This is a genomic window from Mesorhizobium sp. M0954 (assembly GCF_040319155.1).
Classification (GTDB): Bacteria; Pseudomonadota; Alphaproteobacteria; order Rhizobiales; family Rhizobiaceae; genus Mesorhizobium.
This window is the reverse complement of record NZ_JAMYNR010000003.1, coordinates 187886-201122: the sequence shown is the minus strand read 5'-3', so window position 1 is coordinate 201122 and position 13237 is coordinate 187886. Positions and strand designations below refer to the sequence as shown.

At 62.5% G+C, this 13237-nt stretch carries 12 protein-coding genes and 1 riboswitch; of the genes, 5 read left to right on the top strand and 7 right to left on the bottom strand.

The genetic code is table 11. The features are described from left to right. Nucleotides 1–77: 77 nt before the first annotated feature. Nucleotides 78–602 carry a GcrA family cell cycle regulator gene (locus NKH93_RS06130; RefSeq protein WP_023677348.1) on the bottom strand — a complete coding sequence of 175 codons (525 nt, stop codon included), beginning with the start codon at nt 600–602 and terminating at the stop codon, nt 78–80. A 355-nt stretch (nt 603–957) separates the two neighbouring features. Between NKH93_RS06130 and NKH93_RS06125 the strand changes: the two genes are divergently transcribed. The 3 genes from NKH93_RS06125 (at nt 958) to NKH93_RS06115 (ending at nt 4256) form a co-directional block, all read left to right on the top strand. Beyond that, on the top strand, nt 958–2157 hold the full coding sequence (locus tag NKH93_RS06125) for an aspartate aminotransferase family protein (protein ID WP_352470110.1): 1200 nt from the start codon (nt 958–960) through the stop codon (nt 2155–2157). A gap of 14 nt (nt 2158–2171) precedes the next feature. Continuing rightward, the gene (gene argF, locus NKH93_RS06120) at nt 2172–3083 is read left to right on the top strand and encodes an ornithine carbamoyltransferase (RefSeq protein WP_352470112.1); all 912 of its coding nucleotides are present in this window, start codon (nt 2172–2174) and stop codon (nt 3081–3083) included. A gap of 162 nt (nt 3084–3245) precedes the next feature. Beyond that, nucleotides 3246–4256 (top strand): Hsp33 family molecular chaperone, encoded by a 1011-nt coding sequence (locus NKH93_RS06115; RefSeq protein WP_352501705.1) that lies wholly within the window; start codon nt 3246–3248, stop codon nt 4254–4256. Nucleotides 4257–4262: 6 nt separating this feature from the next. Here the strand turns inward: NKH93_RS06115 and apaG are convergent, their stop codons facing one another. After that, nucleotides 4263–4655, bottom strand: coding sequence for a Co2+/Mg2+ efflux facilitator ApaG/CorD (gene apaG / locus NKH93_RS06110; RefSeq protein WP_023677352.1), 393 nt, complete (start codon nt 4653–4655; stop codon nt 4263–4265). A 227-nt stretch (nt 4656–4882) separates the two neighbouring features. On the opposite strand from apaG, the gene NKH93_RS06105 reads away from it, so the two are divergent. Beyond that, nucleotides 4883–6034, top strand: coding sequence for a ceramide glucosyltransferase (locus NKH93_RS06105; protein ID WP_352969620.1), 1152 nt, complete (start codon nt 4883–4885; stop codon nt 6032–6034). A 36-nt stretch (nt 6035–6070) separates the two neighbouring features. Here NKH93_RS06105 and NKH93_RS06100 read toward each other — a convergent pair whose 3' ends face one another. Next, on the bottom strand, nt 6071–7261 hold the full coding sequence (locus NKH93_RS06100; protein WP_031211967.1) for an O-succinylhomoserine sulfhydrylase: 1191 nt from the start codon (nt 7259–7261) through the stop codon (nt 6071–6073). A 70-nt stretch (nt 7262–7331) separates the two neighbouring features. Next, a riboswitch (SAM riboswitch) is annotated at nt 7332–7409 on the bottom strand. A 135-nt stretch (nt 7410–7544) separates the two neighbouring features. Between NKH93_RS06100 and NKH93_RS06095 the strand changes: the two genes are divergently transcribed. Next, nucleotides 7545–8639 (top strand): 2'-deoxycytidine 5'-triphosphate deaminase, encoded by a 1095-nt coding sequence (locus tag NKH93_RS06095; RefSeq protein WP_352969618.1) that lies wholly within the window; start codon nt 7545–7547, stop codon nt 8637–8639. 17 nt (nt 8640–8656) lie between these two features. On the opposite strand, the gene NKH93_RS06090 is transcribed toward NKH93_RS06095, so the two are convergent. The 4 genes from NKH93_RS06090 to mmsA form a co-directional block, all read right to left on the bottom strand. Beyond that, nucleotides 8657–9109: a hypothetical protein gene (locus NKH93_RS06090; RefSeq protein WP_352819290.1), complete on the bottom strand. Its 453-nt coding sequence runs from the start codon at nt 9107–9109 to the stop codon at nt 8657–8659. Between the two features lie 27 nt (nt 9110–9136). Continuing rightward, nucleotides 9137–10129 carry an AraD1 family protein gene (gene araD1 / locus NKH93_RS06085; protein WP_352457733.1) on the bottom strand — a complete coding sequence of 331 codons (993 nt, stop codon included), beginning with the start codon at nt 10127–10129 and terminating at the stop codon, nt 9137–9139. Nucleotides 10130–10319: 190 nt separating this feature from the next. Then, nucleotides 10320–11612, bottom strand: a complete 1293-nt coding sequence (gene mmsB, locus NKH93_RS06080) for a multiple monosaccharide ABC transporter permease (protein ID WP_292659525.1) — start codon at nt 11610–11612, stop codon at nt 10320–10322. Next, on the bottom strand, nt 11609–13141 hold the full coding sequence (gene mmsA, locus NKH93_RS06075; RefSeq protein WP_023677359.1) for a multiple monosaccharide ABC transporter ATP-binding protein: 1533 nt from the start codon (nt 13139–13141) through the stop codon (nt 11609–11611). The genes mmsB and mmsA overlap by 4 nt, the downstream gene beginning before the upstream one ends. Nucleotides 13142–13237 lie beyond the last annotated feature (96 nt).

The following is a 13237-nucleotide window of genomic DNA, read 5'->3' as shown; positions in this document are numbered from 1 at the left end:
AGTAGGCTATCGCTTCGGGAGCGCGCTTCTCTACAATTCACCTACTGCCGTACTGCCTTACTCCCCTATTCCCCTAACTATCTGCTCCGCCGCCGCTCCGATGCCGGCTGGAACGCCACGCGGGCGTGGTACTTGCAGTAGGGGCCGGTTTCGGCGGCGTCGTTGCCGCAGAAATGGAAGTCTTCCGAAAGCGGATCGCCGTTCGGCCATTTGCAAGTGCGCTCGTTGAGTTCGACAAGTTGCAGATGCCGCGAGATCGGCACGACGACGTTCTCGACCGGGCGGATATAGTGGCGCGCCACCGGTTCGGCATCGAACTGCGCCTTGAGCGCGGTCGCACCGATCGACATCGAGGTGGTGGCATGGCGCGTGGCGCTTGCTGCCCGGGACACCGATTTCTGGATCGTCGATCCCTGCACCGTCTTCTTCTGGCGTGCCGGTGAGGCGGTCGTGCGTCCGCGACCGGACAGTTTCAGCCGGTGCACTTTGCCGATGACCGCATTGCGGCTGACCCCGCCAAGCTGTGCGGCGATCTGGCTGGCGCTGAGGCCCTCCGACCACAATTTTCTGAGAAGTTCGACTCGCTCGTCAGTCCAGTTCATGAGACCGCGCTCCTGCTGAAACGTGCGGCAATCGGAATCCATTCCCGACCCGGCTTCTGCCGGGCAGACACCACATATATCGGGTGATTAGGTCCGCCGCACGAAATCTAGTTATTTCTCTGCTACAATTACCTTATGCGCTGACTCGGTGACAAGAGTCCCAAGGCCAACACGAATCGGTTTTTTCGGTTTTCCCCAACTTGCCCGGTCGCTTAGGAGCCGGCGTTATGCTGGGGGGCTTGCCGCGCGACCTTGCGCGACCTTTTCGTTGACTTCACGGCCGAAAAACACGATAAGCCACAAGGGCCGCCGCTTTGGCGGCTTTTTGATTTTTCCGGTTCCGGAGACGCATATAATGAGCGGTTCGGCGCTTTTCGAGACCTTTGTTCGCGCACCCCTGGCTTTCGACCACGGTGAAGGCACCTGGCTGGTCACCGACAAGGGCGAGCGATATCTCGATTTCGCCGGCGGCATCGCCGTGAATTCGTTGGGCTACAGCCATCCGCATCTGGTCGCGGCCCTCACCGAGCAGGCCGCCAAGCTCTGGCACGTCTCTAATCTGTACGAGATTCCGGGACAGAGCCGGCTCGGCGAGCGGCTGGCCGACGCAAGCTTTGCCGACAAGGTGTTCTTCACCAATTCCGGCGCAGAGGCGCTCGAATGCGCCATCAAGACGGCGCGGCGCTACCACTTCGTCAAGGGCCATCCCGAGCGCTACCGCACAATCACCTTCGAAGGCGCCTTCCACGGCCGCACCCTGGCGACCATCGCCGCCGGCGGCCAGTACAAGTATCTGGAAGGTTTCGGCCCCAAGGTCGACGGCTTCGACCAGGTCGGTTTCGACGATGTGGATGCCACCGAGAAGGCGATCACGCCTGAAACCGCGGCGATCCTGATCGAGCCGGTGCAAGGCGAGGGCGGCATCAGGCAAGTGCCGACGCAATCGCTGAAGCGGCTCAGGCAGCTCTGCGATCAGCACGGACTGCTCCTGATTTTCGACGAGGTCCAATGCGGCGTCGGCCGCACCGGAAAGCTGTTCGCGCATGAGTGGGCGGGTGTCACCCCCGACCTCATGGCGGTGGCCAAAGGCATCGGCGGCGGCTTCCCGATGGGTGCCTGCCTCGCCACCGACGAGGCAGCGGTCGGCATGACCGCCGGCGTGCACGGCACCACCTTCGGCGGCAATCCGCTGGCAATGGCGGTCGGCAACGCCGTGCTCGACGTGGTACTGGAAGACGGCTTTCTCGAAGACGTCCAGCGCAAGGCACTGCTGTTGAAGCAGGGGCTCGCTGGCGTCGCCGACGAATTTCCGGATGTTATCGAAAGCATCAGGGGCACCGGCCTGATGCTCGGGCTTAAATGCGCGATGCCCAACACCAAGGTCACGGTGGCACTGCGTGACCAGCATCTCTTGACGGTTCCGGCCGGCGACAACGTTATCCGCCTGCTGCCGCCTCTCACCGTCACCGACGCCGAGATCCACGAAGCGCTCGAGCGCATTCGTGCCGGCGCCAAGAGCCTGGCAGATGCCATCGTCGCTGCCGCTGCGAAGTAATCCTGGAATTCCTGATGTCCCTTCGCCATTTCACCGATCTTTCCGCCGTTTCCGAAGGCGATCTGCGCTTCATGCTCGACGACGCAGCGGTGCGAAAGGCAAGGCTCAAGGCCGGCGAACGCAGCAAGCCGCTCGAAGGCAAGGTGCTGGCGATGATCTTCGACAAGCCGTCGACGCGCACGCGCGTGTCGTTCGACGTCGGTATGCGGCAGTTGGGTGGCGAGACGATCATGCTGACCGGCACCGAGATGCAGCTTGGCCGCTCGGAGACCATTGCCGACACGGCCAAGGTGCTGTCGCGCTACGTCGATGCCATCATGATCCGCACCACCTCGCATGACCGGCTGCTGGAACTGATGGAAAACGCTACGGTCCCCGTCATTAACGGGCTGACCGACGAGACCCATCCCTGCCAGCTGATGGCCGACATCATGACCTTCGAAGAGCACCGCGGTCCGGTGGCCGGTAAAACGATCGCCTGGACCGGCGACGGCAACAACGTGCTGCATTCGCTGCTGGAGGCATCCGCGCGGTTCCATTTCAAGCTGAATGTCGCCGTGCCCGAGGGCAGCGAACCGGCCCAGAAGCATGTCGACTGGTCGAAAGCCAATGGCGGCAAGCTGAAATTCACCCGTTCGCCCGAGGAGGCCGTTCACGAGGCCGACTGCATCGTCACCGACTGCTGGGTGTCGATGGGCCAGGAGCACCGTGCCCGCGGCCACAATGTCTTCCTGCCCTATCAGGTCAATGCGGCACTGATGGCGAAAGCCAAGCCGGATGCGCTATTCATGCACTGTCTGCCGGCGCATCGCGGTGAGGAGGTTACCGACGAGGTCATCGACGGACCGCATTCGGTGGTGTTCGATGAGGCCGAGAACCGGCTCCATGCCCAGAAGGCGGTCCTGGCCTGGTGCCTGGGCGCTTGATACGAGCCGCGGTGATCCGGGCCGGCCTGATCTGCGCCGCCTTGATCTGGGCCGCCTTGATCCGGGAGTTGGTGGTGCCTATCTCAGGCGCATCACGCAAATCGAGCGCGTCTCGTCGCATGCGCCCCGGAGGGCGGCATCGCCGCGCCCCGGAGCTTTGTCATGTTGGAAACTCATCAATTGGCTGAACATAAACCCAAGCTCGGCGAATTCGGCTACGCCGGCGACGACCATGTCGTGCCGTTCGAGGTCGGCCCGCTCGACGTGCGCGGTCGCACCGTCCAGCTCGGGCCGATGCTCGATGCTATTCTCAGCCGCCACGACTATCCCGAGCCGGTCGCCCGGCTCCTGGCTGAAGCCTGTGTGTTGACGGTATTGCTCGGAACTTCGCTGAAGTTCGAGGGCAAGTTCATTCTGCAGACCCGCACCGACGGGCCGGTCGACATGCTGGTCGCGGATTTCTCCACGCCGCACGCGCTGCGCGCTTATGCCCGCTTCGATGCCGACCGGCTGCAGGCTTTGACTTCTGCCGGCGAGACGTCACCGCAGACGCTGCTCGGCAGCGGCGTCCTGGCGCTGACCATCGACCAGGGCGCTCACACACAACGCTATCAGGGCATCGTCCAGCTCGACGGCGTCACACTGGAAGATGCCGCACGCACTTATTTCCGCCAGTCTGAGCAGATTCCGACCGACCTCCGGCTTTCGGTTGCCAAGCTTCTGACGCCCGGCGTCGGCGGTGCCCGCGAGCAATGGCGGGCCGGTGGCCTGCTGGCACAATTCCTGCCGCAGTCGGCGGAGCGCATGCGCGTACCCGACCTTCCCGGTGGCGATGGCGATCCGCGTGAGGAAATCCACGACCCGACCGACAATTCCTGGCAGGAGCTGCTGGCGCTGCTTGGTACTATTGAACCGACCGAGCTGATCGATCCGACGATCGGCGCCGAACGGCTGCTTTACCGGCTTTTCCACGAGCATGGCGTCCGCGTGTTCGGCGGGGTGCCGGTCGCCGACCAGTGCTCATGCTCGAGGGAGAAGATCCACGGCATCCTCGAAGGCTTTTCCGCCGAGGAGATCAGGGACAGCACCGAGGATGGCAGCATTCACGTCGCCTGCGAATTCTGCTCGAAGCAATATGACTTCGACCCGGCGGAGTTTGCAGCGGCCGGATGACGGCCGTCAATTGACGGTGCGCCGCATTCCCGGCAAGTCGAGCGAGAAGGCGGGGATGGCGACGTCGAACGTCTCGCCCCGTTTGTTGCGCATGGTGTAGTGCCCGACCATGATGCCGGACGGCGTCGAGAGCGGGCATCCAGACGTATACTGATAGCTGTCGCCGGGGTTGAGTCCGGGTTGCTCGCCGACGACCCCGGGGCCGCGCACTTCCTCGACCTTGCCGGTGCCGTCGGTAATGTGCCAGTAGCGCGACAGAAGCTGCACGAACTCATCCGACTGATTGTCGATGGTCACCTGATATCCCCAGACATAGCGGTTTTGCGGCGGGTCGGAGTGATCCTCCAGATAGAACGGCCTGACCTGCACTTCGATGTTGCGGGTGACGGCGCTGTACATAAACTGCTCCAAAGCAATGTAGATGGAACTTTCGACGCTCAGCGCAGTTTGATCAACGATGCGCGTCATCTCCTTGCCCGACTCGAGCGCAGGTGCCGAAAAACAATGTCATTTAAGTGACACATGACAATGATGGTGTGCAGGCTTGTGCCGGGCGACTCAGCGTTCTGTCGAATTGTTGAAAACGGCCGTCATGCGGCCGGCACTTCTGGAGTGACCAGATCTCGATGGAACCGACATTCGCAGCCGCTCTCCTTTCCATAGCCCTCCTTCTTTCAAATCTCGCCAGCATCCTGTTAGCTTCGCTGAAGCTGAAGCGACCAGCCAGGATCGCACCGCCCGCCAACGCGCCGCCGGTATCGATCGTCATCCCGGCACGCGGCGTCGAGCCGTTTGCCGAAGAGACGCTGGAGCGCGCCTTCTCACTCGACTGGCCGCGCTACGAACTCATCTTCTGCGTTGCCCATGCCGACGACCCGGTGGTCAAGCCGATCACCGCCGCAATGGCGCGCTTTCCAGCTATTCGCGCCCGCCTTCTAGTCGGTGACGACCGCATCAGCGGCAATCCAAAACTCAACAATTGCGTGAAGGGTTGGGAAGCGGCGCATTATCGCTGGGTTATTCTTGCCGATTCCAATGTGCTTATGCCGAGCGACTACGTCCAGCAGCTGATGGCGGCATGGCGGCATGGCACTGGCCTCGTCTGCTCGACGCCGATCGGCTCACGGCCGGACAGTTTCTGGGGGGAGGTCGAATGCGCCTTTCTCAACACGCTGCAGGCACGCTGGCAGTACGCTGGAGAGGCGCTCGGCCTCGGCTTCGCGCAGGGCAAGAGCATGTTGTGGAACAAGCCGATGCTCGACGCCAATGGCGGCATCCGCGCGCTTGCCGCCGAGATCGCCGAGGACGCCGCCGCGACCAAGCTGGTCAACGGGCTCGGACTGCGGGTCAATCTTGTCGCCTCGCCCTTCGAACAGCCGCTCGGCCGGCGCACGCTTGGCGAGATCTGGTCGCGGCAGGCGCGCTGGGCGCGGCTGCGCCGCGTCACCTTCGCGCTGTTCTTCGCCCCCGAGATCCTGATCGGCGCGGCGCCGCCGCTGGTGCTTGCGCTGATCGCGGCGGCTGACGCCGGCGTCAGCCTGCCGGCAACCGCCATCGCCGTGCTGGTCGCGGCCTACCTGCCGGAATGCGCCTTGGCCTCGGCCAAGGGATGGCAGCTGTCGCCGCGCACGATCCCGGCGATGATGGCGCGAGACCTGATGCTTCCCGCCATTTGGGCGCGCGGATGGCTGAGCGGCGCCGTCGACTGGCGCGGCAACGTGATGACTATCCAGACAAAGACCGTCGCGGAGCTGGAAGAGACCCCGTCCGGCGCCTGATCGGCGCGTCCCCGCTCGCCTCTGTTCGGCCATCCCTTATCCGGCAACTCTCAGTGCCTGCTCGATGTCTTCGAGCAGGTCGTCGGCGTCCTCAAGGCCAACTGACAGCCTGAGTGTTCCCGGTCCGATGCCGAGCTCGGCGCGGGCCTCATCGGTCAAGTTCTTGTGCGTCGTCGTCGCCGGATGGGTGATCAGGCTCTTGGCGTCGCCGAGATTGTTGGAAATGAGCACGACGTCGAGTGCGTTCTGGAAGGCAAAGGCCGCCTGCTTGCCGCCCTTCACATCGAGGCAGATCAGCGTCGAGCCACCCGACATCTGCTTCTTGACCACGGCCGCTTGCGGGTGGTCGGCACGGCCAGGATAGATGACACGGGCGATTTGCGGACGCTCGGCCAGGAAATCCGCGATGCGGCCGGCACTTTCCGTCTGCTGGCGTACGCGTAGCGGCAGCGTCTCAAGGCCTTTCAGCAGCGTCCAGGCATTGAAGGGCGAGAGGCTTGGGCCGGTGTGGCGGAAATAGTCATGCAGGTTCTCGTCGATCCATTTCTTGTCCGACAGAACGATGCCGCCAAGACAGCGCCCCTGGCCGTCAATATGCTTCGTGGCCGAATAGACGACGATGTGGGCGCCGAGCTGCAGGGGTTTCTGCTGCAAGGGCGTGGCGAAGACATTATCGACGATCAGCCTGGCGCCGATCGAATTGGCAAGTGCCGCGACGGCGGCAATGTCGATCACTTCCAGCGTAGGATTGGTCGGGCTTTCCAGGAAGAACAGTTTGGTGTTCGGCTTGACCGCCTTTTCCCAATTGGCGATGTCGGTGCCGTCGACCAGCGTTGCCTCAATGCCGTATTTCGGCGCCAGCGTCTCGACCACCCAGCGGCAGGAGCCGAACAGCGCGCGCGCCGCTACGATATGGTCGCCCGCCTTGGCGCTGCACAGCAGTGCTGCCGTCACCGCCGCCATGCCGGATGCCGTGGCGCGCGCGTCTTCGGCTCCTTCCAGCGCGCACATGCGTTTTTCAAACATGTCGACCGTCGGATTGGCATAGCGCGAATAGATGAAGCCCGGCTCCTCGCCCTTGAAGCGGGCCTCCGCCGCTTGCGCCGTCTCGTAGACATAGCCTTGGGTGAGATACATCGCCTCGGAGGTCTCGCCAAAGCCGGAACGCAGCGTTCCGGCATGCACGAGTGCGGTCTGAGGCTTCCAGTCGCGCTTCTTGGTCATCATTCCATCCAAACACCAAAATTGGTCCAAACAACAAAAAACCGGTCGCGAAAGTCGCAACCGGTCCATATGGCCTTGCGGCCCGACGGTCCTTTAGCGACTTGTTTAACGTGGCTGCAAGCCGACCGGCCAAATCACCACGGGATAACGAGCTTTAGACCCGCGCCACGCTTGCGTCAATTGCCGGCATGATTAAGAGGGTTGTACCAAGCAGGTGCCAAAGGCGTCCACGGTCGGACCTGCGACAGAACAAGACCTCGCCCGGCGTTCGAACGGAGCCAGACCCTTGCGGCAGACAGGCATTCTTCCCGATCAGGATATTTCCGCGCTGTTCCAGACGGGCGCGCTGAAATCGCCGCGCACGCTCGATGCCGATCAGATCCAGCCGGCCAGCCTTGACCTCAGGCTCGGCGACAAGGCCTGGCGGGTGCGTGCTTCCTTCTTGCCCGGCCCGGACCACAGGGTAGCCGACAAGCTCGACCGGCTGAAGCTGCACGAGATCAACCTCGCCGAAGGTGCTGTGCTGGAAACCGGCTGCGTCTACATCGTGCCGCTGCTCGAAAGCCTGGCGCTGCCCGCCCATATTTCCGCCTCCGCCAACCCGAAAAGCTCGACCGGACGGCTCGATATCTTCACTCGGGTAATGACCGACCGCGGCCACGAGTTCGACAAGATCGCCGCCGGCTATGAAGGCCCGCTCTATCTGGAGGTCAGCCCGCGCACTTTCCCGATCGTCGTGCGCACCGGCTCGCGGCTGTCGCAGATCAGGTTCCGCACCGGCAATGCGCTCTTGTCGGAAAGCGAGCTGCACGACCTGCACCGCACCGAGATGCTGGTCGCCACCGAACCACCCAACATCTCAGGCGGCGGCATCGCGCTGTCGATCGACCTCGACGGCGACAAGGATGGGCTTGTCGGCTATCGCGGCAAGCACCACACCGGCCTGGTCGACGTCGACAAGCGCGCCGCGCAGGATGTCGTCGATTTCTGGGAGCCGCTTTACAAGAGCGGTGCCGGCGAGCTGGTGCTCGATCCGGACGAATTCTATATTCTGGTGTCGCGCGAGGCGGTGCATGTGCCGCCGCTCTACGCGGCCGAAATGACGCCCTTCGATCCGCTGGTCGGCGAGTTCCGCGTCCATTATGCCGGTTTCTTCGACCCGGGTTTCGGCCATTCGGCGTCGGGCGGCACCGGCAGTCGGGCGGTGCTCGAGGTGCGTAGCCACGAAGTGCCGTTCATCCTCGATCACGGCCAGATCGTTGGACGGTTGGTCTACGAGCACATGCTGAAACGGCCGCGGGCGCTCTACGGCACAGATCTCGGCTCGAACTATCAGGCGCAGGGCCTGAAACTGTCCAAGCATTTCCGCGCCGCCCGCTGAGCTTGTTCGCAATTCCGTCAGCCGCGAAACAGATATTCTTTCGCGGCGCCAAGGCAGCCATGAAACTGACCGATAAAGAGCAGTTCTCGCACTGCCAATCGCTTCTTCCCCCAAAATCCTCTGGTTTGCTTCTCGTCGTCAAGTGAGGCGCTTGAGCTGGACTGCAAGGGGAACAACTGCTTGTCGATACATCCCAGCACATGGGCTCTGGCGGAGTCGATACCGCAGGCTCTGCCATTGTCGTTCAGTCTGTCAGCGCGGAGTGCGGACGTCATGCGATCCGCGTTGCGCATCAGAAAGCTCACTTGCGATTTCGAATAACCGGTGGCCAGAAGCCGGTTAGTCATCGACATCCGGGCCCCGCGATAGGATTTTGCGCTGCATTGTCCGGCGCTGTAAGCCGCTGGGGAGAAATAGGCGAGGAACAGGACTAAACTTACGAACACAGTGCCAATCCGCAGGCCGTTCATTTCTCGCCCCTGAATTATGTCACCAGTTTACAACGCCTTCACCGCCACCTTCACCGGCTGCTCGATTTCAAGCGGGTTGCGCAGAGGCAGGCCGAAATCCTGCGCCTCGATTTCGAATACGTCACCGGCCTCGGTCCTGATGCCGTCGGCAAAGGACAGCGTCGCCGTGCCGAACATGTGCACATGCACGTCGCCCGGCTGGCGGAAGGCCGAGTATTTGAAGTGGTGATGCTCGAGATTGCCAATGGTGTGCGACATGTTCGCCTCGCCCGACAGGAACGGCTTTTCCCAAAGCAGCTTGCCGTCGCGCAGGATGCGTGAAGCGCCGCGGATATCGGACGGCAGATCGCCGATCAGGATCTCCGGCCCGAACGAAGCGTTGCGCAGCTTGGAATGGGCAAGGAAGAGATAGTTCACACGCTCGGTGACGTGGTCGGAAAACTCGTTAGACAGCGTGAAGCCGACGCGGAACGGGGCGCCGTCGTCGCCGATCACATAGATACCGGCGATTTCCGGCTCCTCGCCGGCATCCTGGGCGAAGGCCGGCGACATAAGCGCCGCCCCGGGCGCCACCGCCATGGTGCCGTTGCCCTTGTAGAACCATTCCGGCTGCACGCCGATCTGGCCTTTCGCCGGCTTGCCGCCCTCAAGCCCCATGCGGAACATCTTCATGGAATCGGTCAGCTGTTCCTCGCCGTCCGTGCTGAGCTTCTTGTGCATGGAATCGCGGGTCGCGGCGGAGCCGAGATGCGTCAGCCCGGTGCCGGTGAGATGGAGATGCGCCGGATCGGGATGGTTGATCGGCGACAGCAGCCGTCCCTTCTTGTAGGCTGCGTCGAGATCGACGGTTTCGCCGAAGCCCTTGCGCTCGATCAGGGCGACAAGCCCGCTGCCGGTACGCGCGGCTTCCATCGCCAGCGAATAGACGCTGCGGGCGCCGTTGATGACGCGGGTCTTGCCGCCGTTGCGGGCAACGACGCGGATCGTCTCGGCGTCGTCGAGGATTTGTGAGATCAGCATGGTAACCCTCTCTGAATTGTGGGCTGGCCTGCCCTTTCTCGGCAAACCCTGCCCTGCGCGGCCAGGACCCTGTCCGCGCCTCGGTTGAAATTCTTCGTCCGGATTGCGCTCGCGGATCAGGTCCCTCGGGGGACTTCTTTGCGCCGCCCGGCAGCGCCGCGATGTGACCCGTATGCCTCCTGGTTGCCTCTCAAGCCTTGTTCTTGTTGTAGACGTCGAAGACGACGGCGCCGAGCAGCACCAGGCCTTTGACCACCTGCTGCCAGTCGACATTGACGCCCATGATCGACATGCCGTTGTTCATGACGCCCATGATGAAGCCGCCGACCACCGCGCCGATGACCTGGCCGACGCCGCCCATCGCCGAAGCGCCACCGATGAACACCGCGGCGATGACGTCGAGCTCGCTGCCGAGGCCGGCCGCCGGCACAGCCTGCCCCAGGCGCGCTGCGATAATCAGACCGCCGAGTGCCGACAGCACGCCCATATTGATGAACACCATCAACGTCAGCCGTTCGGTCTTGATGCCCGATAGCTGGGCTGCCTTGGCATTGCCGCCCATTGCATAGATGCGACGGCCGATCGTCATGCGTTTGGTAACGAAGACGAACAACGCGATCAGCACGCCCATCACCATGAGAACGATGGGGAGGCCCCTATAGGTGGCGAATTGGTAGACGAGAAACAGCGCCAGCGCGCTGATCACCAGGGTCTTGACGACGAACAGCGAGAAGGGCTCGGCTTCGTAGCCATGCTTCTCGCGGGTGCGCCGAGCCCTGAGCCCGAAATAGGCATAGGCGAGCACGGCGACGAGGCCGATCACGATCGTCGTCAGGTGCAGCGTCAGGCCGCTGCCGACAATGGTTTTGCCGGCGGCGTTCACGGTTGGCGGTATCAGCGTCAATGGGCCGATCAGGTCCGGAATGAAGCCGGAACTGAGCGCCTTGAAGCCGACGGGAAGCGGCCCTACGGAAGACCCGCCACCCAGCAGCGCCTGGCAGATGCCGCGGAAGATCAGCATGCCCGCCAGCGTGACGATAAAGCTCGGTATTCGGTGATAGGCAATCCAGTAGCCTTGTGCCGCGCCGATCGCACCACCGACGATCAGGCAGATGATCGACACCACCAGCGGATTGCTCAATGGGCCAAGCGGCCAGATGACCATCATCATCGCCGCCAGTGCGCCGATGAAGCCGGCGACGGAGCCGACGCTGAGATCGATGTGACCCGAAACGATCACCAGAAGCATGCCCAGCGCCATCACGATGATGAAGCTGTTCTGCTGCACGAGATTGCTGAGGTTCACCGGCTTGAACAGCGTTCCGGACGTGGTGAACTGGAAGAACACCATGATTGCGATCAACGCCAGCACCAACCCGTATTCGCGCAGGTTGGTGACCAGCGCCGAGACGGCAATGCGAGGTCCCTGTTGTAGATCCTGGGCAACGCCGGTCTGCGGCCCGGGAGCGCTTTCGGTGCTCATGATGCTTTTCCTTCTCCGCGGACGATGGCGCGCATTATCTTTTCCTGGCTGGCGTCGCTTGCCGCCATTTCGCCGACGATGCGTCCTTCGTTCATGACGTAGATGCGGTCGGTGATGCCGAGCAGTTCGGGCATTTCCGACGAGATGACGATGATTGCCTTACCCTCGGAGGCGAGACGCGCGATGATCGTATAGATTTCATACTTGGCGCCGACGTCGATACCGCGTGTCGGCTCGTCGAGGATCAGCACTTCCGGATTGGCGAACAGCCATTTCGACAGCACCACCTTCTGCTGATTGCCGCCAGAAAGGTTGCCGGTCATCTGGTAGACGCTCGAGGCGCGGATATTGGTCCTGCCGCGATAATCGTTGGCGACCGAAAGCTCGCGCAAATCGTCGATCACGCCGTGGCGCGACACGCCGGGCAGGTTGGCCAGAGTGATGTTGTGCTTGATGTGGTCGATCAGGTTGAGCCCGTAGGTCTTGCGGTCCTCGGTAACGTAGGCGATGCCGTGTTCCACCGCCTTGCTCACCGAAGAGACGTCGATCGGCTTGCCGTTGAGGAACACCTCGCCGGTGATGCGACGGCCATAGGACCGGCCGAACAGGCTCATGGCAAACTCGGTCCGGCCGGCACCCATCAGCCCGGCAATGCCGACCACTTCGCCCTTGCGGGCGTTGAGGTTGATACCCTTGATGACCTGCCGCTCGGCATGGATGGGGTGGTAGACCGACCAGTTTTTCACTTCGAGAACGGTCTCGCCGATCTTCGGCTCGCGCGGCGGATAGCGGTCATCGAGCGAACGGCCGACCATCGAAGTAATGATGCGGTCCTCCGAGATGTCCTTCTTGGCCAGCGTCTCGATGGTCCGCCCGTCACGGATGATGGTGACCTTGTCGGCGACCCGGTTCACCTCGTTGAGCTTGTGCGAGATCAGGATCGACGTGATGCCTTGCCGCTTGAATTCGAGCAGCAGATCGAGCAGCGCCTGGCTGTCCTTTTCGGACAGGCTCGCGGTCGGCTCGTCGAGAATGAGCAACTTCACTTCCTTGCTGAGCGCCTTGGCGATCTCGACCAGCTGCTGCTTGCCGACGCCGATATTGGTGATCAGCGTGTTGGGGTCTTCCTTGAGGCCGACCTTCTTGAGCAGGGCGCTGGTGCGCGCCTCATTGGCATTCCAGTCGATGACGCCGTATCTGGCGTGCTCGTTGCCGAGAAAGATGTTTTCGGCGATCGACAGCATCGGCACCAGCGCAAGCTCCTGGTGGATGATGACGATGCCCTTGCGCTCGCTGTCATGGATGCCTTTGAAATGGCACTCATCGCCGCGATAGATGATCTGGCCGTCATAGGTGCCGGACGGATACACACCCGACAGCACCTTCATCAGCGTCGACTTGCCGGCGCCGTTCTCGCCGACCACGGCATGGATCTCGCCTTCCTCGACCATGAGCTTGACGTTCGACAGCGCCTTGACGCCGGGAAACGTCTTGGTGATGTCGCGCATCTCCAAAATCGTCGATGCCATTGAGAATACCACTCCTGCGAGGTCCGCAAACAATACCGGGCTGGCTCGCCAACGAAAAGGGGCCCTGCCTGCGCAGGACCCCAGGCTTTGTAACCG

What these genes read in the sequence shown, in the direction of transcription:
- apaG (WP_023677352.1), bottom strand. Translation starts at nt 4,655, where the DNA reads ATGTACAGCGCCGTCACCCGCAACATCGAAGTGCAGGTCAGGCCGTTC.
- NKH93_RS06100 (WP_031211967.1), bottom strand. Translation starts at nt 7,261, where the DNA reads ATGATGACCAAGAAGCGCGACTGGAAGCCTCAGACCGCACTCGTGCAT.
- mmsA (WP_023677359.1), bottom strand. Translation starts at nt 13,141, where the DNA reads ATGGCATCGACGATTTTGGAGATGCGCGACATCACCAAGACGTTTCCC.
- NKH93_RS06125 (WP_352470110.1), top strand. Translation starts at nt 958, where the DNA reads ATGAGCGGTTCGGCGCTTTTCGAGACCTTTGTTCGCGCACCCCTGGCT.
- NKH93_RS06090 (WP_352819290.1), bottom strand. Translation starts at nt 9,109, where the DNA reads ATGAACGGCCTGCGGATTGGCACTGTGTTCGTAAGTTTAGTCCTGTTC.
- NKH93_RS06130 (WP_023677348.1), bottom strand. Translation starts at nt 602, where the DNA reads ATGAACTGGACTGACGAGCGAGTCGAACTTCTCAGAAAATTGTGGTCG.
- NKH93_RS06115 (WP_352501705.1), top strand. Translation starts at nt 3,246, where the DNA reads ATGTTGGAAACTCATCAATTGGCTGAACATAAACCCAAGCTCGGCGAA.
- mmsB (WP_292659525.1), bottom strand. Translation starts at nt 11,612, where the DNA reads ATGAGCACCGAAAGCGCTCCCGGGCCGCAGACCGGCGTTGCCCAGGAT.
- argF (WP_352470112.1), top strand. Translation starts at nt 2,172, where the DNA reads ATGTCCCTTCGCCATTTCACCGATCTTTCCGCCGTTTCCGAAGGCGAT.
- araD1 (WP_352457733.1), bottom strand. Translation starts at nt 10,129, where the DNA reads ATGCTGATCTCACAAATCCTCGACGACGCCGAGACGATCCGCGTCGTT.
- NKH93_RS06105 (WP_352969620.1), top strand. Translation starts at nt 4,883, where the DNA reads ATGGAACCGACATTCGCAGCCGCTCTCCTTTCCATAGCCCTCCTTCTT.